Annotated in this window: 31 protein-coding genes; 16 read left to right on the plus strand and 15 right to left on the minus strand. The window is 63.9% G+C overall.

From position 1 onward, the window contains the following. Window positions 1-48 precede the first annotated feature (48 nt). From ABIB66_RS36405 to ABIB66_RS36420, 4 genes are all read right to left on the minus strand, one after another. The gene (locus ABIB66_RS36405) at window positions 49-1,668 is read right to left on the minus strand and encodes a DHA2 family efflux MFS transporter permease subunit (protein ID WP_354209025.1); all 1,620 of its coding nucleotides are present in this window, start codon (window positions 1,666-1,668) and stop codon (window positions 49-51) included. After that, window positions 1,665-2,819: an HlyD family secretion protein gene (locus ABIB66_RS36410; RefSeq protein WP_354209027.1), complete on the minus strand. Its 1,155-nt coding sequence runs from the start codon at window positions 2,817-2,819 to the stop codon at window positions 1,665-1,667. The genes ABIB66_RS36405 and ABIB66_RS36410 overlap by 4 nt, the downstream gene beginning before the upstream one ends. Window positions 2,820-3,019: 200 nt before the next feature. Further along, on the minus strand, window positions 3,020-3,178 hold the full coding sequence (locus tag ABIB66_RS36415; RefSeq protein ID WP_275171724.1) for a hypothetical protein: 159 nt from the start codon (window positions 3,176-3,178) through the stop codon (window positions 3,020-3,022). Between the two features lie 24 nt (window positions 3,179-3,202). After that, the gene (locus ABIB66_RS36420) at window positions 3,203-3,577 is read right to left on the minus strand and encodes a PRC-barrel domain-containing protein (protein ID WP_275171722.1); all 375 of its coding nucleotides are present in this window, start codon (window positions 3,575-3,577) and stop codon (window positions 3,203-3,205) included. Window positions 3,578-3,733: 156 nt separating this feature from the next. Here ABIB66_RS36420 and ABIB66_RS36425 point away from each other — a divergent pair, with 156 nt between their 5' ends. From ABIB66_RS36425 to ABIB66_RS36455, 7 genes are all read left to right on the plus strand, one after another. Beyond that, complete coding sequence (locus ABIB66_RS36425; RefSeq protein ID WP_354209030.1) at window positions 3,734-5,521, plus strand: thiamine pyrophosphate-requiring protein; 1,788 nt, start codon at window positions 3,734-3,736, stop codon at window positions 5,519-5,521. Between the two features lie 8 nt (window positions 5,522-5,529). Next, window positions 5,530-5,757, plus strand: a complete 228-nt coding sequence (locus ABIB66_RS36430; RefSeq protein WP_354209031.1) for a hypothetical protein — start codon at window positions 5,530-5,532, stop codon at window positions 5,755-5,757. Window positions 5,758-5,844: 87 nt separating this feature from the next. After that, window positions 5,845-6,396, plus strand: coding sequence for a DUF4142 domain-containing protein (locus ABIB66_RS36435; RefSeq protein WP_354209033.1), 552 nt, complete (start codon window positions 5,845-5,847; stop codon window positions 6,394-6,396). A 208-nt stretch (window positions 6,397-6,604) separates the two neighbouring features. Next, entirely contained in the window at window positions 6,605-7,495 is an 891-nt protein-coding gene (locus ABIB66_RS36440; protein WP_275171718.1) for an SDR family oxidoreductase, read from the plus strand. A 109-nt stretch (window positions 7,496-7,604) separates the two neighbouring features. Further along, window positions 7,605-8,189 carry a phosphatase PAP2 family protein gene (locus ABIB66_RS36445; RefSeq protein WP_275171716.1) on the plus strand — a complete coding sequence of 195 codons (585 nt, stop codon included), beginning with the start codon at window positions 7,605-7,607 and terminating at the stop codon, window positions 8,187-8,189. After that, window positions 8,186-8,533, plus strand: a complete 348-nt coding sequence (locus ABIB66_RS36450) for a DUF3147 family protein (protein ID WP_275171714.1) — start codon at window positions 8,186-8,188, stop codon at window positions 8,531-8,533. The genes ABIB66_RS36445 and ABIB66_RS36450 overlap by 4 nt, the downstream gene beginning before the upstream one ends. Further along, window positions 8,533-9,021 carry a DUF3147 family protein gene (locus ABIB66_RS36455; RefSeq protein ID WP_275171712.1) on the plus strand — a complete coding sequence of 163 codons (489 nt, stop codon included), beginning with the start codon at window positions 8,533-8,535 and terminating at the stop codon, window positions 9,019-9,021. Before ABIB66_RS36450 ends, ABIB66_RS36455 begins: the two co-directional genes overlap by 1 nt. Here the strand turns inward: ABIB66_RS36455 and ABIB66_RS36460 are convergent. Then, the gene (locus ABIB66_RS36460; RefSeq protein ID WP_275171710.1) at window positions 9,018-9,185 is read right to left on the minus strand and encodes a hypothetical protein; all 168 of its coding nucleotides are present in this window, start codon (window positions 9,183-9,185) and stop codon (window positions 9,018-9,020) included. The genes ABIB66_RS36455 and ABIB66_RS36460 overlap by 4 nt on opposite strands. Before the next feature lie 175 nt (window positions 9,186-9,360). On the opposite strand from ABIB66_RS36460, the gene ABIB66_RS36465 reads away from it, so the two are divergent. Beyond that, window positions 9,361-9,609 (plus strand): hypothetical protein, encoded by a 249-nt coding sequence (locus tag ABIB66_RS36465; protein ID WP_275171708.1) that lies wholly within the window; start codon window positions 9,361-9,363, stop codon window positions 9,607-9,609. A gap of 136 nt (window positions 9,610-9,745) precedes the next feature. Here ABIB66_RS36465 and ABIB66_RS36470 read toward each other — a convergent pair whose 3' ends face one another. The 3 genes from ABIB66_RS36470 to ABIB66_RS36480 all read right to left on the minus strand — a co-directional run bounded on the left by ABIB66_RS36470 (window position 9,746) and on the right by ABIB66_RS36480 (window position 10,464). Beyond that, the gene (locus ABIB66_RS36470; protein ID WP_354257973.1) at window positions 9,746-9,952 is read right to left on the minus strand and encodes a hypothetical protein; all 207 of its coding nucleotides are present in this window, start codon (window positions 9,950-9,952) and stop codon (window positions 9,746-9,748) included. Between the two features lie 82 nt (window positions 9,953-10,034). Beyond that, window positions 10,035-10,166: a hypothetical protein gene (locus ABIB66_RS36475; RefSeq protein WP_256379041.1), complete on the minus strand. Its 132-nt coding sequence runs from the start codon at window positions 10,164-10,166 to the stop codon at window positions 10,035-10,037. Window positions 10,167-10,269: 103 nt separating this feature from the next. Further along, on the minus strand, window positions 10,270-10,464 hold the full coding sequence (locus tag ABIB66_RS36480; RefSeq protein WP_354209035.1) for a hypothetical protein: 195 nt from the start codon (window positions 10,462-10,464) through the stop codon (window positions 10,270-10,272). A 96-nt stretch (window positions 10,465-10,560) separates the two neighbouring features. On the opposite strand from ABIB66_RS36480, the gene ABIB66_RS36485 reads away from it, so the two are divergent. Further along, window positions 10,561-11,073 (plus strand): DUF4142 domain-containing protein, encoded by a 513-nt coding sequence (locus tag ABIB66_RS36485; RefSeq protein ID WP_354209036.1) that lies wholly within the window; start codon window positions 10,561-10,563, stop codon window positions 11,071-11,073. A gap of 17 nt (window positions 11,074-11,090) precedes the next feature. Here the strand turns inward: ABIB66_RS36485 and ABIB66_RS36490 are convergent, their stop codons facing one another. Beyond that, entirely contained in the window at window positions 11,091-11,372 is a 282-nt protein-coding gene (locus ABIB66_RS36490; protein ID WP_354209037.1) for a hypothetical protein, read from the minus strand. A gap of 284 nt (window positions 11,373-11,656) precedes the next feature. On the opposite strand from ABIB66_RS36490, the gene ABIB66_RS36495 reads away from it, so the two are divergent. Both ABIB66_RS36495 and ABIB66_RS36500 read left to right on the plus strand, forming a co-directional pair. After that, on the plus strand, window positions 11,657-17,947 hold the full coding sequence (locus ABIB66_RS36495) for a HAMP domain-containing protein (protein WP_354209038.1): 6,291 nt from the start codon (window positions 11,657-11,659) through the stop codon (window positions 17,945-17,947). Window positions 17,948-17,960: 13 nt separating this feature from the next. Next, on the plus strand, window positions 17,961-19,451 hold the full coding sequence (locus ABIB66_RS36500) for an HWE histidine kinase domain-containing protein (protein WP_354209039.1): 1,491 nt from the start codon (window positions 17,961-17,963) through the stop codon (window positions 19,449-19,451). Here the strand turns inward: ABIB66_RS36500 and ABIB66_RS36505 are convergent. After that, on the minus strand, window positions 19,448-19,669 hold the full coding sequence (locus tag ABIB66_RS36505) for a hypothetical protein (RefSeq protein ID WP_354209040.1): 222 nt from the start codon (window positions 19,667-19,669) through the stop codon (window positions 19,448-19,450). The genes ABIB66_RS36500 and ABIB66_RS36505 overlap by 4 nt on opposite strands. A 138-nt stretch (window positions 19,670-19,807) precedes the next feature. On the opposite strand from ABIB66_RS36505, the gene ABIB66_RS36510 reads away from it, so the two are divergent. After that, window positions 19,808-20,065 (plus strand): hypothetical protein, encoded by a 258-nt coding sequence (locus ABIB66_RS36510; RefSeq protein ID WP_354257976.1) that lies wholly within the window; start codon window positions 19,808-19,810, stop codon window positions 20,063-20,065. A gap of 94 nt (window positions 20,066-20,159) precedes the next feature. Beyond that, a complete protein-coding gene (locus tag ABIB66_RS36515) occupies window positions 20,160-20,408 on the plus strand; it encodes a hypothetical protein (RefSeq protein WP_354209041.1) in 249 nt (82 codons plus the stop codon). 134 nt (window positions 20,409-20,542) lie between these two features. Here ABIB66_RS36515 and ABIB66_RS36520 read toward each other — a convergent pair whose 3' ends face one another. Beyond that, window positions 20,543-20,752: a hypothetical protein gene (locus ABIB66_RS36520; protein WP_039799669.1), complete on the minus strand. Its 210-nt coding sequence runs from the start codon at window positions 20,750-20,752 to the stop codon at window positions 20,543-20,545. A gap of 18 nt (window positions 20,753-20,770) precedes the next feature. Next, complete coding sequence (locus tag ABIB66_RS36525) at window positions 20,771-20,992, minus strand: hypothetical protein (RefSeq protein ID WP_275171691.1); 222 nt, start codon at window positions 20,990-20,992, stop codon at window positions 20,771-20,773. A 115-nt stretch (window positions 20,993-21,107) separates the two neighbouring features. Between ABIB66_RS36525 and ABIB66_RS36530 the strand changes: the two genes are divergently transcribed. Continuing rightward, a complete protein-coding gene (locus tag ABIB66_RS36530; protein ID WP_275171690.1) occupies window positions 21,108-21,338 on the plus strand; it encodes a DUF3072 domain-containing protein in 231 nt (76 codons plus the stop codon). 82 nt (window positions 21,339-21,420) lie between these two features. Beyond that, window positions 21,421-21,762, plus strand: a complete 342-nt coding sequence (locus tag ABIB66_RS36535; protein ID WP_354209042.1) for a DUF6496 domain-containing protein — start codon at window positions 21,421-21,423, stop codon at window positions 21,760-21,762. Between the two features lie 6 nt (window positions 21,763-21,768). On the opposite strand, the gene ABIB66_RS36540 is transcribed toward ABIB66_RS36535, so the two are convergent. Together ABIB66_RS36540 and ABIB66_RS36545 are read right to left on the minus strand one after the other, a co-directional pair. Beyond that, entirely contained in the window at window positions 21,769-22,131 is a 363-nt protein-coding gene (locus ABIB66_RS36540) for a hypothetical protein (RefSeq protein WP_473303181.1), read from the minus strand. A 266-nt stretch (window positions 22,132-22,397) separates the two neighbouring features. Beyond that, entirely contained in the window at window positions 22,398-23,936 is a 1,539-nt protein-coding gene (locus ABIB66_RS36545) for a Do family serine endopeptidase (RefSeq protein ID WP_354209043.1), read from the minus strand. A gap of 213 nt (window positions 23,937-24,149) precedes the next feature. Between ABIB66_RS36545 and ABIB66_RS36550 the strand changes: the two genes are divergently transcribed. Further along, the gene (locus tag ABIB66_RS36550) at window positions 24,150-24,986 is read left to right on the plus strand and encodes a universal stress protein (RefSeq protein ID WP_354209044.1); all 837 of its coding nucleotides are present in this window, start codon (window positions 24,150-24,152) and stop codon (window positions 24,984-24,986) included. 114 nt (window positions 24,987-25,100) lie between these two features. Here ABIB66_RS36550 and ABIB66_RS36555 read toward each other — a convergent pair whose 3' ends face one another. Further along, a complete protein-coding gene (locus ABIB66_RS36555) occupies window positions 25,101-25,313 on the minus strand; it encodes a hypothetical protein (protein ID WP_354057101.1) in 213 nt (70 codons plus the stop codon). Between the last annotated feature and the right edge of the window lie 115 nt (window positions 25,314-25,428).

The following is a 25,428-nucleotide window of genomic DNA, read 5'->3' on the forward strand; positions in this document are numbered from 1 at the left end:
CCGGACTTTTGCGCCGCGGTCACCATTTCTCTCCGAACGGCCGTTGGCTCAATGCCCCCGCGCGGGGGCGCCCAGCTTGATCGGGCGCAGCACCGCGGCGGTCGGGATCATCAGCACCGCGATGATCGCGAGCGTCCAGAACACGTCGATATAGGCGAGCAAATCGACCTGATGCTGCAAGGTGCGGCCGACCCAGGCGACCGCCTGCGCGGCCGCATCGCTCGCATTCGAGCCCTGAGCCTGGAAGAAGCGGGTCATCGTCTCGATGGTCTGCTGGTAGCCGAGGTCCGACGGCGCGGCGTGCTCGATCAGGCGGCTCTGATGGAATTGCTGGCGCTGCGCCAGAATGGTCTGCGCCAATGCGACGCCCATGGAGCCGCCGATATTGCGGGCGACGTTGATCAGCGCCGAGGCCTGGTTGGTCTTGTCGGGCGGCACACCGTCATAGGACGCGGTCGTGACAGGCAGGAACAGGAAAGGCAGACCCAGCGCGAGGAAGATGCGCGACATCGCGGCATAGCCGTAGGTGATATCGCCGGTGAGGCCCGTGAGATGCCACATCGAGAACGCGACGATGGTGGCGCCAAGCATGATGAGGTATTTCGGCTGCACGCTGCTGACGAGACGGCCGACCACCGGCATCAGCACCAGGGTCGCGATTCCGCCCGGTGACAACGCGAGCCCCGCCAGCATGGCGGTGTAGTTCAAGTCGCTCTGGAGGAGTTGCGGCAAGAGCTGCGTCGTCGAGATCAGCACCGCGCCGGTCGCAAGCATGACCAGGAAGCAAGCGGCGAACTGACGGCGGCCGAGCAGGCGGAGATCGACGATGGGATCCTCGCGCGTCAGCTCCCACGGGATCAGCGCAACCAGCGAGACGGCCGAAAGCACCGCGAAGAACACGATCATGTTCGAGCCGAACCAGTCGTTGCGCTGGCCCTCGTCGAGCACGTATTCGAGCGAGCCAAGCCCGCTCGCGACCAGCAGGAAGCCGACATAGTCGACGCGCAGGCCCTTGCTCAGCAGCTTCTCCCTCTCCTCCTCCGCACCCGAGGGCTCCTTGACCAGCGTGCCGACCAGGAACAGCGACAGCAATCCCATGGGGACGTTGATCAGGAACACCCAGTGCCACGTGTAGGTGTCGGTGATCCAGCCGCCGAGCGTCGGACCGACCACGGGCGCGACCACGACGGCCACGCCATAGATTGCGAAGGCCTGGCCGCGCTTGTGCGGCGGGAAGGAGTCGGCGAGGATCGCCTGCTCGCTGGTCGCCATGCCGCCGCCACCAAGGCCCTGAAGGATGCGGAACAGCACCAGCGACTGCAAATTCCAGGCAAAGCCGCACAAAAGCGAGGAGACCGTGAAGATCGCAACGCAGATCATGTAGAAGCGCTTGCGGCCGATCACGGTCGACAGCCATCCCGAGATCGACAGCACGATGGCGTTGGCGACGAGATAGCTGGTGATGACGTAGGTGCTCTCGTCGATGCCGACGGCTAGCCCACCGGCGATGTGGCGCAAGGCGACGTTGGCGATGGTGGTGTCGAGCACCTCCATGAAGGTGGCGATCGAGACGACGAACGCGATGAGATAGGGATTATGACCGCCCGCCGCCGAGCGCTCCGGCGACCAGCCGCCTGCGGACGCGCCGCCTTGCGCCGTGTCGGTCATCGCACCCTGGTCCAGGGCACGACCGACATGCCGGGACCAACGGGCAAATCGGCCGGCCAGCTGTCGACCACGATCTTCACCGGCACGCGCTGCACCACCTTGACGTAATTGCCGGTGGCGTTCTCTGCCGGCAGCAGGCTGAACGCAGTGCCGGAGCCCGGCTGAACGGACTCGACATGGCCGGTCAGCTTGCGCCCGGGATAGGCGTCGATGCGGATCTCGACCGGCTGGCCAGGCCGCATGTCATTGAGCTGCGTCTCCTTGTAATTGGCGACGATCCAGACTTCGTCGGGCACGAACATCATCAAGCTCTGGCCCGCGTTGACGAAGGTGCCCTTGGCGCCGCTGAGCTTGACGACGCGGCCGGACTGCGCCGCAACGACGCTGGTATATTGCAGGTTCAGCTTGGCCTGATCGAGCTGCGCCTGCGACTGCTCGAGCTGCGCCTGGGCACCCTCGAGCTGCGCTTGCAGCGTCTTGATGCCGACTTGCGCGGCCGTCACCGCGGTCTTCGCGCGCTCGGTGTTGGCCTGCTGCGCCTGAAGATCGGAGCGGGTCTGCTGCTGGCGCTGCACGGTGCCGGCACCTTTCTCGACCAGATCCTGGGCGCGCGCGAATTCTTCCTGCGAGAACTGGAGCTGGGCCTGGGCCTGTTCGAGCTGCGCCTCCGCCTGCTTGATCTGCTCCTGCTGCGAAACGATCTGCGCCTCGACATTGGCGATGTTCGCCCTGGCGACCGCGACCTGAGCATTGGCCTGATCGATGGCGATGCGATAGTCGCGCTCGTCGATCTTGGCAAGAATGTCCCCGGCGTTGACATGCTGGTTGTCCGTGACGGGGATGTCGGTCACGTAGCCGCCGACCTTCGAGGCCACGGAAAAGCTGCGCGCCGCGACGAAGGCATCGTCGGTGGATTCATAGTGGCGCACCTGGAGCCAATAGAGCACTCCGCCGATCAGGGCCGCGAGCAAGAGGATGGCGCCAACGGTTGCCAGCAACCAATGCTCGCGAATCCGGTCTCGCAGTGACGGCGCCTTCGCCGGCCTCGAGTCCTCGGCGTCACGGGCCTGATCAGGAGATGTCTTCGGAGCTTGCTTTGCCCTCTGCGGCTGCTCCGCGGACGGTCCACGCTCCCGTGTTTGAGCATCCACGGTGAACACCTTTCTCGGGGATCAAACTGGCGGCAGAGCCGCCAAAGCCGGCACACGCGCCGCGAGCCCAACTGCAACTCCTGATCATGGTTCCGCTTGTTGCGAGCACCATCGCGTTCGTGAACGCCCTGCCCAAAAAGGAAGCGCGGCACAATACGTGCCGCGCCCGCATCGATATCTCATGGGAAGTGCACCTGGAGTTAGTGCGTCTTCGTCGCTTGCCATTTCTCGAGATCGGGCTTCACCTCGTCCGATCCCTGCTCTTTTTCCGGAGTGCCCTTCCAGGGCTTGTCCGTCTGCTTGTGCGAACCCCAGTCGCTCTGCTGCCGGGGATCGTCGTTAGGCCGTTCCTTGCTCATCGAGCTTCCTTTCGGTGGAAACGCTTACGCGAAGGGGACGCCGTAATAGGAGTTGATGCCGCGAACCGCGGCGTCATCACCCCAGTTCCAATCGCTCCGTTCGCCGTATTTCGGCGCGCCTTCCAGCTCCTTGGTGGTGATGCCGGTGACATAGCCGCCGAGCTCCGTGTCGTATTTCAGCGACTGCCACGGCAGCGGGTAATGGTCGTTGCCGAGGCCCAGAAATCCGCCGAAGCCGAGCACGGCGTAGGACACCTTGCCGCTGATCTTGTCGATCATCACGCGTTCGATCGAGCCGATTTTGTTGCGATCGGCGCCATAGACCGATGTTCCCTCGACCTTGTCGCTGCCGATCAACCGACCCATCTCGTCTCTGTCCAGTTCACCCTGATTCAACATCTCAATTCTCCACTCAGCCAGTGTGGAGACAACCCGAAGAGGTGCTCGATCGTTCCGGCATGTTCCGCCAGACTTGAGGAACATCGCCGGAAACGGGCGGTTCTCTCAAATTCAAATCCCGGAAACCAAATACCGGAAAACGAAGGGCCGCCCTCGATGTCCCAGACCGTCTCCGACTTCATCGTTCAACGTCTGCATCAATGGGGCGTGCGCCACCTCTTTGGCTATCCCGGCGACGGCATCAACGGCGTGTTCGGGGCCCTTCAGCGCGCTGAGGGCAAGATCGGCTTTGTCCAGGCGCGGCATGAGGAGATGGCCGCCTTCATGGCGACCGCCTATGCGAAGTTCTCCGGCCAACTCGGGGTCTGTATCGCAACTTCGGGCCCCGGCGCCTCGCATCTGATCACCGGGCTCTATGATGCCCTGCTCGATCACCAGCCCGTGCTCGCGATCGTCGGTCAGCAGGCGCGCAATGCACTGGGCGGACACTATCAGCAGGAACTCGATCTGGTCTCGATGTTCAAGGATGTGGCTGGCGCCTATGTCATGCAGGCCTCCTCGCCGGCGCAGATCCGGCATCTGATCGATCGGTCGATCCGGATCGCGCTGGCACGGCGGACGCCAACGGTGATCATCCTGCCTAACGACATCCAGGAGGAGCCGTACGAGGATCCGCCGCGTGCTCATGGTACCCTGCACTCCGGCATCGGCTATAGCGCGCCAAGCATCAGGCCTCGTGACGCTGACCTCGACCGTGCCGCCGAAGTGCTCAATGCTGGCAAAAAGGTCGCGATGCTCGTCGGCGCCGGCGCGCTCCACGCCACCGAGGAGGTGATCGCGGTCGCCGACCGCTTGTCAGCCGGCTGCGCCAAGGCGCTGCTCGGCAAGGCAGCGCTCCCCGACGATCTGCCCTGGGTCACCGGCTCGATCGGCCTGCTCGGCACCGAACCCAGCTACAACATGATGATGGAATGCGACACGCTGCTGATGGTCGGCTCCGCCTTTCCCTATGCCGAATTCCTGCCGAAGGAAGGCGCGGCGCGCGGCGTGCAGATCGACATCGACGCCAGCATGATGTCGATCCGCTTCCCCATGGAGGTTGGCCTGGTCGGCGATGCCGCCGAGACGCTGCGCGCCCTGCTGCCGCGGCTCGCACCCAAGACCGACGGCGCCTGGCGCCAGGGCATCCAGGACGACGTCGCGAAATGGTGGAAGACGCTAGATGATCGGGCACATCAGCCCGCAGCACCGGTCAATCCGCAGCTCGTCGCCTGGGAGCTGTCTCCGCGCCTGCCGGACCGTGCCATCATCACCAGCGATTCCGGCTCCTGCGCCAACTGGTTCGCGCGCGACCTGAAGATGCGCCGCGGCATGACGGCCTCGCTCTCAGGCGGCCTCGCCTCGATGGGTGCGGCGGTGCCCTATGCACTCGCCGCGAAATACGCCCATTCCGACCGCCCGGTGATTGCCCTCGTCGGCGACGGCGCGATGCAGATGAACAACATGGCCGAACTGATCACCGCCGCGAAGTATTGGCGCGACTGGAAGGATCCGCGCTTCATCGTCTGCGTCTTCAACAACGAAGACCTCAACCAGGTGACCTGGGAGCAGCGCGTCATCAACGGCGATCCGAAATTCGAGGCATCGCAGCGCATCCCAAACGTGTCCTATTCGCGCTTTGCCGAACTGATCGGCCTCTCCGGCATCTACGTCGACAACCCGCGGCTACTGGGCTCGGCCTGGGAGCAGGCGCTGGCGAGCGAAATGCCGGTGGTACTGGAGGTCAAGACCGACCCCGAAGTGCCGCCGCTGCCGCCGCACATCACCTTGCAGCAGGCCAAGAACTTCTCTCTTGCGCTGCTGAAGGGCGACCCCAACGAGAGCGGAGTAATCAAGGGCGCGGCGCGGCAGGTGTTGGAAAAGATCCTGCCTGGAAGTGAATGAGGTGAAGCATGAGCGATTTCCGCGATATCCAGCATGGCGTGAACGATCCCGTCGATGGCCTCGACGTGAAGCGGCAGATCAACGACAACCGGACGCCGCACGAGCGGGCACAACGCCATGCAGACGTACGTGCCGAGGCCACCGCCACGCCGACCGAGCCGTTCATGCCTGAACGGCTTCGGCGCAAGCCGACCGATCCAATCAACCCACGGAGCGGGAGGAGACCGACGGATTAGCCGTTAGGAACTCCGGCCGCTGCAACGTGTTGGTGGGCGCAACGTCGCGCGGCGAGAGGCTGCGCGCCCATTCGGAGGGATCGGACCATGAAACGTACCATCATCGCAGCTGCTTGCGTGCTTCTCGCAGGCCCCGCGCTCGCCCAGTCGCTTGGCGAGAAGACCGGCGTCAACTCGGCGCTCGGCGTCGCGCCCGCTACCGCCGACTTCGTCAAGGAAGTCGCCATCAGCGACATGTTCGAAATCGAGTCGAGCAAGCTCGCCCAGCAGAAAGGCAACGCGCAGGAGAAGACCTTTGCGCAGCAAATGGTGACCGACCACACCAAGACCAGCAGCGAACTCAAGGGCCTCGTCAGCGGCGGCAAGGTGCAGGCGACCCTGCCGACAGCACTCGACAGCTCGCATCAGAGCAAGCTCGACAAGCTCAAGAGCGCGAACGGCAAGGACTTCAGCTCGGACTACAATTCGTACCAGGTCAGCGCCCATGAGGACGCGGTCTCGCTGTTCGAGCGTTACGCCAAGGGCGGCGACAATTCCGACCTGAAGGATTGGGCCGGCAAGACGCTGCCGGCGCTCAAGCACCACCTCGACATGGCCAAGGAGCTCGGCAAGGCGCCGAGCGTCGGTCAGACCAAGTAAACATCTTCCGAGGACGCCGGCTCGTGGGTCGGCGTCCTCCCGTTTTGCAACGATGCCTCTCTCCGCGCATTGGGATCGCGAGATCGCGGAGACCGTCATGACACATCAAGACAAGGCTTCCATATCCCGCCGGCACGTCGTCCAAGCGGCGAGCGCAACGCTTGCTGCTGCTTCGCTGGCCTCTTCGACAGCGAAAGGAGACACATCCATGGCCGAGCAGAAACTCGTCGATCCCGTCAGCCGTTTTCCAAAGCCGCCGTTCAAAAAACAGTCGCAGCCCTGGCCTGGCCTCGCCGGCAAGATGGAGCCGCCTCCGGATCACGGCGAGACCAGCTACAAGGGCTCCGGCCGGCTCGCCGGACGCAAGGCGCTGATCACCGGAGGCGATTCCGGCATGGGCCGCGCCGCCGCGATAGCGTACGCACGCGAAGGCGCCGACGTCGCCATCAACTATCTGCCGGCGGAAGAGCCGGATGCGCAGGACGTCATCGCGCTGATCAAGAAGGAAGGGCGTACCGGGCTCGCCATTCCCGGCGACCTCAAGGATGAGGCTTTCTGCAAGACGCTGGTCGAGCAGGCCGTCCAAGGTCTCGGCGGACTCGACATAGTCGTCTGCAACGCGGCGCGGCAGCAGACACGTGCGTCCATTCTCGACGTCTCCTCGGAAGACTTCGACGCGACCATGAAGACCAACATCTACGCGCCGTTCTGGATCATCAGGGCGGCGCTGTCGCATTTGAAGCCCGGCTCGTGCATTATCGGCACGACGTCGGAGCAGGCTTACGACCCCTCGCCCGATCTCTACGATTATGCGCAGACCAAGGCGGCGACGATGAACTACGTGAAGTCGCTGGCGAAGCAGCTCGCCTCCAAGGGCATCCGGGTCAACGGCGTCGCACCGGGACCGATCTGGACGCCGCTCCAGGTCTCCGGCGGCGCCACGATGGAGAAGCTCGAAAAATTCGGCGGCATGACGCCGCTCGGCCGTCCCGGCCAGCCCGCCGAACTGGCCTCCATTTACGTGCAGCTTGCCGCGGCCGACGCGAGCTATGCGACCGGCCAAGTGTATGGGTCCGCTGGCGGTTCGGGACAGCCGTAAACGGCGCTTTGGTCTGGCCGCAGGCTGATGCCGCAAAGTTGAGCCCAGGAACCTTCTTAGTCTCCGGGCTTTACAAAACTGTCACAAAGGACATCACGCTTGCAGACAGATGGCATTGGTAGAGGTCAAACCCAGCCGGATCGACACCGCGATCGCGGATACGATCGCTGATCACACCAATTCAGGCGTCGAGCACACGGCGCAGACATTAACCTGGGCCGCCGACGAGCACGTGCTGCTCGTGCTGGCCGCAATAGGGTGGCTCTATACTCACATTCGGCAGCCGCAACAGCGGCCCGTGGCAAATCACATGCTGGCCGTGTCGCTGGCAACGGCCGTCCTGCCGCATCTCCTGAAATCCGTGTTCGATCAGACCAGGCCAGACCGGCTGACCGTACGCGGGCACGGGCATGGAGTACCCGTCTCAGGACGGGCGCGCGACGCCTTCCCGTCCGGTCACGCCGTCCATATGGGCGCCCTTGCCTCGGCGGCGGGCTTGCTGCCGAAGACGCCGCGCCGATTGCTGCGCACGGTCGCGATCGCGCTGTCGCTGACCCGGATCGCAGTACTCGCGCATTGGGCAAGCGACGTGATCGCAGGCTTTGCGCTTGGCGCGGCCGTAGAGAGACTCTTGCGGCCATGGACACTGACGCAATCGTTCCGCAAGCAAGTCAATCGGCGGGAAAAGCCGTGACCGAATATATCGTGCGCTTCATCGCCGGTGGCATCATCGTCTCCGCTTTTGCGATCCTGGGCGATATGCTCAAACCCAAAAGCTTTGCGGGGTTGCTCGGCGCAGCACCGTCAGTCGCATTGGCGACGCTCGGCATCGCCGTCGTCCAGCACGGACCGCAATATGCCGCGGCCGAAAGCTGGACGATGATCTATGGCGCGGTCGCGCTCGGCTGCTACAGCGTCGTCGTCTGCCATCTGCTGATCAGATACCGTGTGTCCGCGCTGCCCGCGACCGTCCTCGCTCTCATCGTGTGGCTTGCGGTCGCCTTCGGCCTGCTCGCCGGCTTCGGAGGTGCGGCCTGATGCCGGTCAAGCTGTCGCTCTCCGCACTCAAGCAGACACGCTGGTACGAATACGGCATTCGTTTCCTGCTCGGCGGCCTGGCGACCGTGCTCACGGGGGTTCTGGGAGCGCGCTTCGGTGTGTCCGTCGGCGGACTTTTCCTTGCGCTTCCCGCCATCTTCTGCGCCAGCGCCACGCTGGTCGAAAGCCATGAACGCCGCACCAAGGAGAAGGCCGGCCTCAGCGGCACGCGCCGCGGGCAAGAGGCCGCCGGGCTCGACGCAGCGGGTGCCGCCTGGGGAAGCATCGGTCTCCTGGCATTCGCCACCGTCTTTCATTTCACCGTGGCTGCCAGCGTTACGGGCGCTTTCGCTGCCGCGTTGATAGCCTGGGCCGTCGTTTCGGTATCGGCCTGGTGGCTCAGGCGCAAGCTGCGCAGCGTCTCCCGCAAACCGCACCGATCAGCTCATTCGCTATCGGCAAAAGGCTCTCCCCTGGCGAAGCGCTAGCCCGCTTTGGCCTGCGTCGACGGCTGCAATCTCGGCGGTTGAAGGCCCGGGCTGTTGGCCCAGCGCTCGACCTGCTCGATGACCTTCTGGTGGCTCGGGCGCACCGGTTTGGGTGCGTCGCTCTCTTCGACATGTTTGCGGGGCAATCTGACTTCGTTGGTCATGACGTCTCTCCCATTTGCGGGAAGCATACACCTGCCCAACGACCTCTGCATCATATAACTTATTAATTTCATTCTATTATTTTACTCACTTGGCGCCATAGAAGCATCTTATGGAACCGCGGTGGAATGAGTTCGTTGAGTAAACTACTCAACTTGCTCATTTGGATGATTGATCATGAACGACCTTCGCGCCGAGCGGCTCCAGGTCATGCTGTCACCGGAAGAACTGGCGGCGGTCGACGACTTCCGGTTCAAACATCGCATGCCGACGCGAGCCGCGGCTGTGCGCGAGCTCCTCAAGCTCGGACTGGCCACCGCCGCTGTCGATGCAGGGCCTAATGTCAAATCGAGCAGGTTCGGGGTTTTCGGACGCGGCCCGGACGGCCACACACAACCGCATCCGCAGCGCGACACAGAAGATTAGTCCAGCCTGATGCTCAACAAAACGGCCCCGGCACGGGTGCCAGGGCCGTCCTTGGAGATTACTTCCGGATCACCGGGGGCATGACAACCGGAAGCAATCCCTCGACTCTTTGCGCGCCGATTCGTTCCTGATGGAATTAGCCGCTCGGGGCGTCGCCGGAATCATCGGGCGCCATGCCGGAGCCGGGCGTCTTGCTGTTGTCGTTCAGTTTGGGATCGCGCGTGGCCTCACGAGAGGACGAGCCCTTTGGCTCCGACTTGTGCACGGTCTGCGCGCGCTGCTTGTCCCGCGGCTGCTGTTCACCGCGCTGATCTCTGATGATGCCTTGGTCGGAATGCGCCATGATATCTCTCGCCTCTTTGCTGTCTCGAAGCGCTTACGCGCCGGAGCGTCGAAGGTTCCGGACGCGCGAGACGAGACTGCGGCTAACTGTGCGCCGAGTGCACCGGGGCCGATGCGTTCTCATGATGCACCTGCCGCACCGTCGTCACCGTGGCGAACGCGACCGACACGCCAAAGGCAAGAATGAGCGAAAGAAGAGCCAGACGTGGAGCCATTGCAAAAACCTCCTGGATAGGAAATCAACGCGATCGACTGTTACGAATGATCCTGCTTGCCGTCCGTGAGCAGTCTCACACGCAGATCCACGAAACGAGAGCGTTACGCATCCTGCTTTTGAAGGACGCGGGCTGGAACGGGCGGGACCTCGCCGTCGAGCCAATCCTGCTCGTTGGCGAGTGCCGTCCACGCGTTTGCCATGCGCAGAAAACGCTTGTGCGCCGGCTGTCCTTCGGACCGCTCGGCGAGCTGGAGGCAGTTGTCGGCGTTATCCCTGAAGATCTCAGACTGTTTCATGAAGATGAATTGGGGACGGAACCGTCACGTCGCAACCGGCCTTACCGGATCGTAACCTCTGCGGAACTTTCCACCTCCGTCCGCCATTGGATATCCATGCGGATTCATCTCGCGATCGTTTTGGCGTTCATCAGCACGGCAGCGCTTGCCGACAGCACCGGGGAGCGACGGCCGGCCGGCCGCACGCCGACCGCAACCGAGGCCATCAGCGAACTCTACACCTTCAGCCGCTTCCAGCAGGGCCTGCTGGAGAGCACCGACCTCAAGGGCAATGCCGAGGTCAAGAACCTCGCCGCCCTGCGCGCCGAAGAAGCGGCCCGCCGGGACAAGGCCTTAAAGGAGATTCAGGAGGCGATCGGTACCGAACCGCGCGTCACCAAGACGACCCCGGCGAGCGCGAGCTTGGTCGAGCCCGAAACCTCGGACGGACCCACTTTCGTCAGAAGCTTCTATGCCGCGCAGATCCCCGAGTATGAAGCGGTGATCGACCTGCTCGAACGCTATCTCAAGGCGCCAGACAATGCCGCGCTTGCAGCGTTCGCGCGTGAGCAGCTCCCGATGTTGCGCTCGCAGGTCAAGGACGCCGAGCGCACCATGGCGGACAAGTAGGGCTGCCAAGCAATCCCTTACTTTTGTCGGCTCTCCGGCTGCGCGCTGCGGCTGCCCTCCAGCATCTTGTCGCGGCCGGCATCCCCATTGTCATCCTTGCCGCCCGAACTCGACGTGCCGCTACCGCTGGGATTGGACCGGGCTGACGTACCCGTGGTTGGTGTGTCCGCGCGTGGGGTCGCGGAGCTTGCGGCGGGATCGCCGGTGACGGCCCCGCGGCCGCTGGGGGCCCCGCCCTGCGCGAACGCCGATCCGGCCAACAACATCACGGTCCCGATGACGGCAAATCCTGCTTTCATGTGCGCTCTCCCTGTACTTGCGGGCTTAACAGCAGGCCTGGCGGTCCGTTCCGGAAGGCGATGACCGAGGTCCACAAGAGCCCCCCGACGCATCTCCCGCCCGGGAAAAAAAGGAACCCGATGGAACCATTCCGGACAGTCGCGATTATGTTAATCGGGCTGAGCAAAGCAGGTTCCACTTCCGGGCGCCTCGACGTTGGCGCTTGATTTCGAATTTGGCTGACGCTCTATTTTGATAATCGCGTCTTGCCTGGGATTCGGCCGACGCCTGCGGGGGAATCAGTATGAGCGACCTCGATCCCGGATCTGCATCACGCTCCGGTCGTCGCGTTCCAAAGCCAAAGACCAACGGCATGTCGGAGCCGGATTCCCGGGCAGAATTGCTGCTCGCCCTGCAGGCCATGCGAAACGGCGATTTCTCCGTGCGCATGAGCGGCGACTATCTCGGCATCGACGGCAAGCTCGCCGACACTTTCAACGACATCATCGCCGCCAATCAGCGCATGGCGCAGCAGCTCGAGCTGGTCGGCCAAGTCGTGGGCCGCGAGGGCAAGACGCGCCAGCGCGTGAAGTTTGGGCTCGCCTCCGGCTCCTGGGCTGACATGGAAGGCTCGGTCAACACGCTGATCGACGATTTGCTGTGGCCGACCCGCGAGGTGACGCGCGCGGTCGCAGCCGTGGCGCAGGGCGACCTGCTCCAGACCGTCAAGCTCGACGTCGATGGCCGCCCCCTGCGCGGCGAATTCCTGCAGTCGGCGACCATCGTCAACACCATGATCAAGCAGCTCGGCGTGTTCACCTCCGAGGTGACGCGCGTGGCGCGCGAGGTCGGTACCGAAGGCAAGCTCGGCGGCCAGGCCCAGGTGCCGGAAGTGACCGGCGTCTGGAAGGATCTGACCGAGAGCGTCAACTCGATGGCGAACAACCTGACCAACCAGGTTCGCAACATCGCCGAGGTGACGATCGCGGTTGCGAACGGCGACCTCTCGAAGAAGATCACGGTCGACGTCCGCGGCGAGATCCTTCAGCTCAAGGAAGCCATCAACACGATGGTGGACCAGCTCCGCTCCTTTGCCTCGGAAGTGACGCGGGTGGCGCGCGAGGTCGGCACTGACGGCAAGCTTGGCGGCCAGGCCATCGTGCCCGGCGTCGCCGGCACCTGGAAAGATCTCACCGACAGCGTCAACGCGATGTGCGGCAACCTCACCGCGCAGGTGCGCAACATCGCCAACGTCACCACCGCCGTGGCGCGCGGCGACCTTTCGCGCAAGATCACGGTGGACGTGCGCGGCGAAATCCTGGAGCTGAAGGACACCATCAACACCATGGTGGACCAGCTCAACTCGTTCGCCTCGGAAGTGACGCGCGTCGCGCGCGAGGTCGGCACCGAAGGCAAGCTCGGCGGCCAGGCCCAGGTGCCGGGCGTCGCCGGTACCTGGAAGGACCTCACCGACAACGTCAACTTCATGGCCTCGAACCTCACCGCGCAGGTCCGCAACATCGCCGATGTCGCCACCGCCATCGCGAGCGGCGACCTCTCGAAAAAGATCACGGTGAACGTCTCGGGCGAAATCCTTCAATTGAAGGAAACGCTCAACACCATGGTCGACCAGCTCAACGCCTTCGCCGGCGAGGTCACGCGCGTCGCGCGCGAAGTCGGCACCGAGGGCCGGCTCGGCGGCCAGGCCAACGTGCTCGGCGTCGCCGGCACCTGGAAGGACCTGACCGAGAGCGTCAACTCGATGGCCTCGAACCTCACCGCGCAGGTCCGCAACATCGCCGAGGTGACGACCGCGGTCGCCGGCGGCGATTTGTCGAAGAAGATCACGGTCGACGTCCGCGGCGAAATCCTGGAGCTGAAAGACACCATCAACACCATGGTGGACCAGCTCAACGCCTTTGCCGGCGAGGTCACGCGCGTCGCACGCGAGGTCGGCACCGAAGGCAAGCTCGGCGGCCAGGCCCAGGTGCGCGGCGTGGCCGGCACCTGGAAGGATCTCACCGACAGCGTCAACTCGATGGCCTCGAACCTGACCGGCCAGGTCCGCAACATCGCCGAAGTCGCGACCGCGGTGGCCAAGGGCGATTTGTCGAAGAAGATCACCGTCAACGTATCAGGCGAAATCCTTCAGCTGAAGGAAACGCTCAACACCATGGTGGACCAGCTCAATGCCTTCGCCGGCGAAGTCACGCGCGTCGCGCGCGAAGTCGGCACCGAAGGCAAGCTCGGCGGCCAGGCCGAAGTCCCCGGCGTCGCCGGCACCTGGAAGGACCTCACCGACAGCGTCAACTCGATGGCGGGCAACCTCACCGCCCAGGTCCGCAACATCGCCGAAGTCGCGACCGCGATCGCCGGTGGCGACTTGTCACGCAAGATCACCGTGGACGTGCGCGGCGAGATCCTTCAGCTCAAGGACACGCTGAACACGATGGTCGACCAGCTCAACCGCTTCGCGGGCGAGGTGACGCGCGTCGCGCGCGAGGTCGGCACCGAAGGTCGGCTCGGCGGCCAAGCCAACGTGCCCGGCGTCGCCGGCACCTGGAAAGACCTCACCGACAGCGTCAACTCGATGGCGGGCAACCTCACCGCCCAAGTCCGCAACATCGCCGAAGTGACCACCGCCGTGGCGCGCGGCGACCTCTCGCGCAAGATCACCGTCGACGTCCGTGGCGAGATTTTGGAGCTGAAGAATACCATCAACACCATGGTGGACCAGCTCAACGGCTTTGCCGGTGAAGTCACCCGCGTCGCGCGCGAGGTCGGCACCGAAGGCAAGCTCGGCGGCCAGGCCGAGGTGCCCGGCGTTGCCGGCACCTGGAAGGACCTCACCGACAACGTCAATTTCATGGCCTCGAACCTCACCGCGCAGGTCCGCAACATCGCCGAGGTCGCGACCGCGATCGCCGGCGGCGACCTGTCGAAGAAGATCACGGTGGACGTGCGCGGTGAAATTCTGCTGCTCAAGGACACCTTGAACACCATGGTCGAGCAGCTCCGCTCCTTCGCCGCGGAAGTGACGCGCGTCGCGCGCGAGGTCGGCACCGAGGGGCGGCTCGGCGGCCAAGCCGTCGTGCCCGGCGTCGGCGGCACCTGGAAGGACCTCACCGACAACGTCAACCTGCTGGCCGCGAACCTCACCACCCAGGTCCGCAACATCGCCGAAGTCACCACCGCCGTCGCGCGCGGCGACCTGTCGCGCAAGATCACCGTCGACGTGAAGGGCGAAATCCTCGAGCTCAAGAATACCATCAACACCATGGTGGACCAGCTCAATGCGTTCGCCGGCGAAGTCACGCGCGTTGCCCGCGAGGTCGGCACCGAAGGCGAACTCGGCGGCCAGGCCCAGGTGCCCGGCGTCGCCGGCACCTGGAAGGATCTCACCGACACCGTCAACTTCATGGCGGCGAACCTGACCGAGCAGGTCCGCGGCATCGTCAAGGTGGTGACCGCGGTCGCCAACGGCGACCTCAAGCAGAACCTCACCGTGAAATCGAAGGGCGAGGTCGCGGCGCTCGCCGACACCATCAACAACATGACCGAGACGCTCGCGACCTTCGCCGACCAGGTGACGTCGGTGGCGCGCGAGGTCGGCGTCGAGGGCCGGCTCGGCGGTCAGGCCGACGTGCCCGGCGCCGCGGGCACCTGGAAGGATCTCACCGGCAACGTCAATTTGCTGGCAGCCAACCTCACCTCGCAGGTGCGCGCGATCGCGGAAGTGGCGACCGCCGTGACCAAGGGCGACCTGACGCGGTCGATCCAGGTCGACGCCCGCGGCGAGGTCGCCGAGCTGAAAGACAACATCAACACGATGATCACGAACCTCCGCCTCACGACGGACGTGAACACCGAGCAGGACTGGCTGAAGACCAATCTGGCGAAATTCACCAACATGCTTCAGGGCCAGCGCGACCTCACCACCGTCGGTCGCCTGCTGCTGACCGAATTGTCGCCGCTGGTGAACGCGCATACCGGCGTGATCTATCAGGTCGAGAACGAAGACAGTCCGCGGCTCCTGCTGCTTGCCTCCTATGCCGGCGACGGCGTCTATCCGTACCCGCGGGTGCTGCCATTCGGCGACGGCCTGATCGGCCAATGTGCGCTCGACCGGCGCCCGCGCGTGATTGCGGACATTCCGCCCGACGTGGTGCCGATCAATTCGGCATTGCTTCGCGTCGCGCCGAAGAACCTCGTGGTGCTGCCGGTGCTGTTCGAAGGCCAGGTCAAGGCGGTCATCGAGCTCGCCTCGCTCACCTCCTTCACGACCTCGCAGATGACCTTCCTGGAGCAGCTTACGGACTCGATCGGCATCGTGCTCAACTCGATCGAGGCGACGATGCAGACCGAGGGCCTGCTCAAGCAGTCGCAGCAGCTCGCCGGCGAACTCCAGACCCAGCAGCGCGAATTGCAGCAGACCAACGACCAGCTCGAGCAGAAGGCCCAGCAGCTCGCCGAGCGCAACGTCGAAGTCGAGCGCAAGAACCAGGAGATCGAGCAGGCCCGCCGCGCACTGGAGGAAAAGGCGACCGAGCTCGCGCTGACCTCGAAGTACAAGTCCGAATTCCTGGCCAATATGAGCCACGAGCTGCGCACGCCGCTGAACTCGATCCTGATCCTCGGCCAGCAGCTCACCGACAACCCGGACGGCAATCTTACCGGTAAGCAGGTCGAATTCGCCCGCACCATCCATGGCGCCGGCACCGACCTGCTCAATCTCATCAGCGACATTCTCGATCTCTCCAAGATCGAGTCCGGTACGGTGACGGTCGACGCCGAGGAAATCCTGACCGCGAACCTGCTCGATACGGTCGGGCGACCGTTCCGTCACGAGGCGGAGAACCGCAACCTTTCGTTCAAGATCGACGTCGATCCGAATCTCGCACGCAGCCTCGTCACCGACTCCAAGCGACTACAGCAGGTTTTGAAGAACCTGCTCTCCAACGCCTTCAAGTTCACCGCCGAAGGCGAGGTGCGCCTGAAGGTCGCCGCCGCGGTCGGCGGCTGGGGCACGGATCATCCCGTGCTCAACTCGGCGCCGGCCGTCATCGCATTCGAAGTGTCCGATACCGGCATCGGCATCCCCCTGGAGAAGCAGAAGCTGATCTTCGAGGCGTTCCAGCAAGCGGATGCCGGCACTAGCCGCAAATATGGCGGCACCGGCCTCGGCCTTGCGATCAGCCGCGAGCTCGCAAGCCTGCTCGGCGGCGAGATCCACCTGCGCAGCTTGCCGGGCAAAGGCTCGTGCTTCACGCTTTACCTGCCGCTGAAATATTCCGGCCCGACGCTCGCGCCCCGCGCGGCGCCCCAACAACAGAGCCAGCCGCCGGCGCTGCAGCCCGCGACAGCCGAACCGCAGCGCGTCATCGAGCAGCTCCCCGACGACCGGCTCAACCTCGAACCCGGCGACAGCATCCTCCTCATCGTCGAGGACGACCCGCACTACGCGCGCGTGCTGGTCGACCTCGCCCGCGACAAGGGATTCAAGGTGCTGGTCGCCGCCCGCGGCGCGGAGGCGCTGGAGCTTGCAAAGCAGTACCAGCCGAGGGCCGTCTCGCTCGACGTGTTCCTGCCTGATATGCTCGGCTGGACCGTGCTGAGCCAGCTCAAGCACAATCCGCTGACACGCCACATCCCCGTGCAGATCATCACGCTCGATGAGGACCGCCAGCATGCGCTGGCGCGCGGCGCCTTCTCCTTCGTCAACAAGCCGACGACGACCGAGGGCGTCTCGGCCGCGCTGACGCAGATCAAGGAATATGCGCGGCCGCGGCGCAAGCGGCTGCTGATCGTCGAGGACAACGAGGCCGAGCAACTCTCGATCCGTGAGCTCCTGCACCACGACGACATCGAGATCGTGACGACCGGCACCGGTGCCGACGCACTCTCGATGCTGCGTGAGAACCCCTGTGATTGCGTTGTGCTCGACCTGCGCCTGCCCGACATGACCGGCTTCGAGGTGCTGGACCAGATCCGCAACGACGACGCGCTGTCGAATGTCCCGGTCGTCGTCTTCACCGGCCGCGAGCTGTCGGCCGAGGAAGATGCGGAACTCCACACCATGGCGCGGAGCATTGTCGTCAAGGGCGTGGAATCGCCGGAGCGCCTGCTTGACGAGACCGCGCTGTTCCTGCATCGCGTGATCACGGAATTGCCGGTGGAGAAGCAGCGCATGCTCGAGAAGCTGAACAGTTCCGACGAGGACCTGATCGGCAAGACCGCCCTGCTCGTCGACGACGACGCCCGCAACATCTTCGCGCTGTCGAGCGTGCTGGAGCGGCGCGGCATGAAGGTGCTGACGGCCACGACCGGCAACGAGGCGGTGACCTTGGTCGAATCCAACCCGGAGATCGCCATCGTGCTGATGGACATTATGATGCCGCAGATGGATGGCTATCAGACCATCGGCGTCATTCGTGAAAATCCGACCTTCGCCCGTCTTCCGATCATCGCGTTGACAGCCAAGGCCATGAAGGGCGACCGCGAGAAATGCCTCGAGGCCGGCGCGTCCGACTACCTCGCCAAACCCGTCAACACCGATCAACTGCTGCTTGCAATCCGCATGTGGCTGCACCGCTGAGTTGGATGCCCGTATGGACCACGAAAAGGTCAACATCCTCCTCGTCGACGACCAGCCGGCCAAGCTGCTCGCCTATGAGGTGATCCTGAAGGATCTCGGCCAGAACCTCGTGATCGCCTCGTCGGGTCGCGAGGCTCTGGAGGTGCTGCTCAAGACCGAGATCGCGGTGATCCTGGTCGACGTCTGCATGCCCGAGCTCGACGGCTTCGAGCTCGCCGCGATGATCCGCGAGCACCCGCGCTTCCAGAAGACCGCGATGATCTTCATCTCGGCCATTCAAGTCAGCGACATCGACCGTCTGCGCGGCTACGAGATGGGCGCGGTCGACTACGTCCCGGTCCCGGTCGTGCCGGAGGTGCTGCGCGCCAAGGTCAAGGTGTTTGCAGAGCTCTATCGCAAGACGCGCGAACTCGAACGGCTGAACCAGGATCTCGAGGACCGCGTGCGTGCACGTACTGCCGAGCTGGAGAATTCCACCGCAAAGCTGCGCGAGAGCGAAGAGCGGCGCAGCATGGCGATCGCCGCCGGCAAGATGGGCTCCTGGGACTGGGACTGGATCACCGGCGACTGGATGTGGGACGAGGGACAATACCGCATCTTTGGTGTTGGCCCGGAGAGCTTCGAGGTGAATCCGCCCAACGTTCAGGCGCTGTTGCATCCGGATGACGTCGATCAGTTGCGCAAGGCGATCGCCGAATTCAACAAGGGCACACGCTCCTATGAAACGGAGTTCCGGATCGTGCGGCCCGACGGCGACGTGCGCTGGTGTGTCGGCACGGCCGCCGCCACGGTTGACGATAGCGGTCGGGTCATGCGCGTCAGCGGCGTGACGGTGGACATCACCGAACGCAAGCGCGCCGAGGAACGGCAGACTCTCCTGGCGCGGGAAGTCGATCATCGCGCCAAGAATGCGCTGGCGCTGGCGCAATCGATCGTGCGCCTCACCCGCGCCGACGAGGTCAAAGCCTATGTCAGCGCCGTCGAGGGACGCATCAATGCACTGGCGCGCGTGCATACGATCCTGTCGCTGTCGAGCTGGCAGGGTGCCGAACTCTCAAAGCTGATCGACGAGGAGCTAGCGCCCTATTCCCTCGGCGGCCAGATCAAATTGGCGGGGTCCGAAGTTCAGTTGCTGCCGGCAACGGCCCAGACGCTCGCGCTGGCGCTGCATGAGCTTTTCACCAACTCGGCGAAGTATGGCGCGCTCTCGACGCGGACGGGACGGCTCGCGATCGGCTGGCAGGTCGAGGAAGAGCTGCTCACGCTGACCTGGGAGGAATCCGGCGGCCCGCTCGTGATGACGCCGAAATCCCGCGGCTTTGGTACGCGGAGCCTGCTTGCGAGCGTCGAGTCCCAGCTCGGCGGGCAGGCGCGATTCGATTGGCGCGCCGAGGGTCTGTTGTGCCGGCTCGAGGTGCCGTTGGTCCGCAAGACTGCCGCGACAACCGGGCCCGGCAACTTTGAAGCCGCCAGCTCCGCCGAATTGCAGCGCGCATCCGGTTAAGCGGACGCCACACTCTTCCTGCGTTGCGTCGTTCGTGCTTCGCGCGCGACGCGTCCTTCGAGCCAGGCTTCCGTTTGGGCGAGATCGCGCAGCGCCTTGGCATAGCGGCGCGCCGCGCTTCGCTCCGCGCCGCGGGGCAGCTTGCGCGCTTTGCGGAGGATGTCCGCGGCTGCGTTGCGATAAGCCAGAGAGCGATAGAGAAAGACCACCTTACCCATATCGAATGTTCCCGTGTTGCGCGCTCATTCTTGCAGGCCCGGCATGAACGTCGGATGAAGCGGGCGATGACAATTCCTTCATGCGGGTGGAACCGGTGCGTGTCGCACGCGTTGGATGCGAGATCGGGATAGAGTTCCATGCGCACGAAAAAGTCGTCGGACCTGATCTCTCCCAGCGGGCTCGTCCAGCTGATGACGCACGCGATGATGGGCGCAGCCTTAGGGCTGGCTTTCAGTCTCTTGCTCGTGCTGTCTAATCCAGACGTCGCCAATTTGCTGAGCCACGGCGGAAGACAGGCCGTTGCCGTTTTCGCCTTCACATTGGTGACGACGTTCGCGATCGGCGCGACACTCACCGGCCTCGTATTCATCCTCACAGAAGACAAGCAATCTTGAAGTCTGGTGATTTGCCGGAACTCCTTTGTTCGGAACTCCTGCGACGAATAGCGGTTGGCTGCCTGCGTCAATTCAACTCAGGGAGTTCCCGCGCATGAAGAACACCAAGCTCGCTCTTGCCGTGATGTTGGCAACCGGCCTCGCCGCCGCACCGTTCGCCGTGCAGGCCAAGTCGCACAAGGCGAAACACGGATCCTCGATGTCATCGTCGCAGACCACCACGGGCGCCAACACCAAGTCCTCCAAGGGGGCTGACCCCTCCGGTCAGGGCGGCTCTGGCCCCGGCTCCGACCAGGGCGGCACCATGACGAACAACAAGAGCGGCATGAGCAACACCAAGTAGGTGTTGTTCGTCGAACTCATGGAGGCCCCGCTACCGCGGGGCCTTTTTGCTTTGGCGTTCGAACGAACTTTTCTCGGGCCGGTTCGTCAACATGCGGTATCGAGGAGCCCCGCATGTCGCGCTGCGCGCAGGCTTCAGCTACGATGGCTGCCCAGGATGTCAGGATGAACGCCGGCGGGATCGGATTTCACCAGATGATCGAGTCGCGCTCGCTTGCGCGCGATCAAGAGCTGGGCCGCGGCGTCGTCGAGCCCCTCGCGTTGCAGCTGCCGGATCGCAGAGCCCAGTTCGAGAATCTCGGCGCGCAGCTTGAGAATCCGGTACGCATCCGGGTCTTCCTCCACCGTGCGCTCCCAAAGCTCTCAGCGGCGCGCGATCACGCGCAGAGGACTACCTGACGTCTTCGCGGAACGAAGGCGCATCCTGTCGCGGACATTCGGCAAGACATCGCCGCCACCCGCAGCCTTCCATTCGCAGATCAGCAGATTGATTTTCCGGCGCAGATCCATCTGCGCCAGGGCCTTCTCTGTGCAGTCGTGCTCGCGGTCGACGAGTTCGCGGACGGACACCTCGATATCGGCCATTTCCAGCCTCAAGGCGCTGATTTTACGTCGAATTTCATTAATTCTGTTGTCCATGACTTGTTAGAACAAAATAAGAACATATAGTCAAGTCACGATTTCAGAAGGGAGAAGCGACATGCAGGTTCAAGGTAAATACGACGCCAAGACTTTCCTAACCGACAAGACTTCCCTCACCGCCAAGGCTTTCCTCACCGAGCAGATGACGCGGGCGCAGGGCCTCCGGCTGAAACGGCTGAGCGAAGAGGCGTATCAACCCGCGCAATATGCGCGGGATCTGTCCTCCAGCGAGGCAGCACGGCGCATTCAGGTGCTGGAAGCGGAGATCGAGTTGGCGGATTCGTTCTAGGTAGGTCGCGTATCCCCGTTGCATGCGCGCTTCGGAACTATGCCTGTCCCGGATGGTTTTCCCCGGCCAAGGGAGAACATGCATGGCACGCAAGGCAAAGAAGCGCCGCTACTCGCGCAGCTCCGGCAGCGATGTCGAAAGCGAGATGAAGCGCTACAAGAAGGGTACCGCGAAAAGCGGACCGGGCGGTCGAGGCGGACGCGTGAAGAGCCGCAAGCAGGCAATCGCGATCGGCCTGTCGAAAGCGCGCAAGAAGGGCAAGAAGGTCCCGAAGAAAGCCGCAAAGCGGAAGACGTCCAAGAAAACGTCAAAGAAAACGTCGAAGAAATCGTCCAAGAAGACAACTCGGAAAACATCCAAGAAGACTTCAAAGAAGAGTTCGAAGAAAACGTCGAAGCGCAAATCCTCCAAACGGTCGCGCTGACCTCCGTCAGATCATGCTGCCCGGCATGAAGCAGCGGATCGAAACGCCGAACGCGGTCTTCACCGGCCACACCATGGTGCGGCCGGCTCGGTTCGGCTCAGTGATCACGGCTTCGTCCGGCACCTCGACCCATTCGCCGTCGAGCCGTACGCGATAATGTCCATTGTGCGAGTCCCAGTCGGGATCGGCGACGGCAAACCCATCCGCATCCGAGCAGCACGGACCGAGATGGCTGCGCAGGCCGTCGAACCACGGCTTGAGAGGTGAGTCCGCGTAGCGGCCGTCGTCGCGCCCGAGAGCGTTTCCACCCCATAGCACGAGGGGCGCCACGAGCAGCGCAGTCCTCAGCGAGAGCTTCAATCGATCCATGTCGGCACCGATCAAATACGAATTGCCGGCCGGCTCAGCGGCGGCAAGTTCGAAGTTCCACGCTTGCAATCGTCCCGGCGGCTTCATTGCCGTCGAGTCCACAACATCCGCAACTGTGACGAGCGAACACGGCTTTTTCGGACGAACCGGGTCATCCTCCCTGCCGTTAACGAGAATGTTATCGGCGGGCATCCGGAATCCTGAAGGCGAACAGGAAGGGCGGCCCGTGGGCCGCCTTTTTGGATCTGCGCCGATCGACGTTCGCCCTATGCGAGCGGCACCGCCACGAACCGGGTCGCCTGTGCGCTTCTGACCTGCAGCAGCACGCTGCGCTTGCCGGACGATTTCGCCTGCGCCAGCTCCGAACGGACATCGCCGATATTGGCGACGGCCTTGCCGCCCACGTTGAGGATGACGTCGCCGGTCTGGATGCCGCGTTGCGCGGCCGGCCCTTGCGGATCGACTTCAGTGACGACGACGCCCTTCTGGCCGGCGCCCTGCACGTCGCTGGCCGGAGCCAGGCTGAGCCCGAGACGCGGCGGCATGCCGGCATCTGGCTGCGACTTGCCCTCGTCGGCTCTCACCTGCCGCTCATTCGGCAACTCGCCGAGCGCCAGTGTCACCGTCTTGCTGTCGCCCTTGTGGACGACATCGAGCTTCACGGACGTGCCCGGCGCCAGGGTGGCGATAGTGCGGGCGAGATCGCGGGAATCCTTGATCGCGGTGCCGTTGACGGCGATGATGACGTCGCCCGCCTCGATGCCCGCTTTCGCCGCCGGGCTGCCGTCCTGCGGATTGTCGACGATCGCGCCACGCGCTTCCTTGAGGCCGAGGCTGTCGGCGATATCCGACGTCACCGGCTGCACCTGCACGCCGAGCCAGCCGCGTGTGACCGCACCCTTGTCCTTCAGCTGTGCGATGACGAGCTTTGCAGTCGAGGCCGGAACGTCGAAGCCGATGCCGACCGAGCCGCCGGAGGGCGAGAAGATGGCGGTGTTCACGCCGATCACGTTGCCGTTCATGTCGAAGGCCGGACCGCCGGAATTGCCCTTGTTGATCGGCGCGTCGATCTGGATGAAGTCGTCATAGGGACCGTTGCCGATATCGCGGCCGCTGGCCGAGACGATGCCGGCGGTCACGGTGCCGCCGAGCCCGAAGGGATTGCCGACCGCGACCACCCAGTCGCCGATGCGCGGTTTCTGGTCAGAGAATTTGACGAACGGAAAATCCTTCTTGCCCTCGACCTTGATCAGCGCGAGATCCGTTTTCGGATCGGTACCGACCACTTTCGCGCTGTAGATCGTGCCGTCGTCCATCGTCACTTGCACCGACTCGGCGTGATCGACGACGTGATTGTTGGTCACGGCATAGCCGTCGGCGGAGATGAAGAAGCCGGAGCCCTCACCCGTGATCATCTGGCGGCGCTGGCGCGGCATGCCGTCCATGCCGCCCGGGCCACGGAAGCCGAATTGCCGCGAGAACTGGTCGAACGGCGATGCTTCGTCGGAATCCATCCGGTTCTGTTGCAGCATCGCGCTCTTGTCGTTGTCCTGGTCGATCCTGACCCGCACCGAGATGACGGCGGGTTTGACCTTGCTGACGAGGTCGCCGAAGCCCGGCGGTGTCGCGGCGCTCTCTGCGGCTTGGGCGGGCGCGATGAACGAGGTCGCGCTGAACGGCGAAGAGCCGGGGGCAGTCGCCAGCACGGCCAGGCCAAGCGCGGCCACGGTGCCGAGCAGCGCGAGCCGGCGCGGTCTCAGGATCTTGCGGGACGCGGTGGTGTCGGAATTGACGCGATCGTTCATGTCGATATGTCCATGTCGGGTAAGTCGCCTTGCACCCAACATGGCGGTCGCCACCTTACAGCGTCCCGTCCATACGATTAAATCTTGTAAATCTTGGCAAAGTGGCCGGGGCCGTCGACAAAAGTCGAGGCTGCACATTTGATGCAGCTCAACGCGAGCCCTGCGCACCGTGAAAGACTGCGGCCACCGGATGATGTCCATCGGAGGCACGTCATGTACAAAGATATTCTCGTCCACATCCCCACTGAGCGCCCGATGCGACCGGTGATCGATGGCTCGATCTCGCTCGCAGCGGGCCTCAACGCCCACCTCGACGCAGTCGCGGTTGGTTATGTGGCAACCAGTGCGGCCTACGTGATGGAGGGCGGCGCTGCCGTGGCGGCGGTGTTCGAGATGGAGCGCGAAAGCGCAGTGGAGCGCGCCGAGGCGGCGCTCGCGGTGTTCAAGATCGAAGCGATGAACGCCGGCATTTCCTACACATGCCACTCGCTCGGGGCGATGCCGGGGGATGCGGTCGGCTTGCTTGGCGAGATGGCGCGGCTGCACGATCTCAGCATCGTGCTTCAGCCGGACCCGGCGCAAGGCTCACTCGACAACGATGTGCCTCGCGAGATCCTGTTTCAGGCGGGCGGGCCGGTGCTTTTCCTGCCCTACACTTTCCATGGAGCGTTCAAGGCGAAACGGATCGGCATCTGCTGGGATGGCAGCCGCCTCGCCGCGCGCGCCATGCGCGACGCCGCACCATTCCTGGCTCGCGCCGAGGAGATCGTGATCATTGCGATCAACGAAACAGACACGATTCCCGACGAGGTCTCGACGCGCAATCTGGCAAGGCATCTCGGTCGGCGTGGACTATCGACCCGCACGGTCAACCTGTGGGCCGCGCGCTCTCACATTCAGCCGACCATGCTGTCGCTGGCAGCCGATGAGAGCCTCGATCTTCTGGTCATGGGCGGTTACGGCCATTCGCGATTGCAGGAGCGGTTCCTCGGCGGCGTCACCCGCGCCATGCTGGAAGCCATGACCGTCCCGACGCTGATGTCGCATTAATCGAGGGCTGACCCAGGTCGGGCCGGCCACAAGCCCTGTCGTTCGGGCTGACAACCCCGTCCTTGAGCGGTGCCGGATCGGCAAGTTCAGGTCATATTCGAACAATTTGCACCGTCACGCCGCGGCGGGCCTCTCCCACGCCGTGGCCTCGACGCCGTCGTTGTCGTGTGGCGCATTGCACGCGTCGAAATGCGCCTTGAGTTCGACTTCGGCGAGATATTCGAAATGTTCGGCCTGGCCGAGCAGTTCCCAGCTCTGGAGCGGCCGATAGGCGGCCTGCTGACGACAGAGGGACGCCAGCGCACGGTAGCGACGTACGTTATCCATGAGACCCTCCCTCGCATTCACAGAGAGCTTATTGCCCTTATTTGCGTCAGGGCGATGGCGGCTATGCAAAAGATTTGCTGCGCCCGCCACGCGCCTCGACTCGCCTGTTTTTAGG

The sequence above is a fragment of the Bradyrhizobium sp. F1.13.3 genome (genome assembly GCF_040548265.1).
In the GTDB taxonomy this organism is placed as follows: Bacteria; Pseudomonadota; Alphaproteobacteria; order Rhizobiales; family Xanthobacteraceae; genus Bradyrhizobium.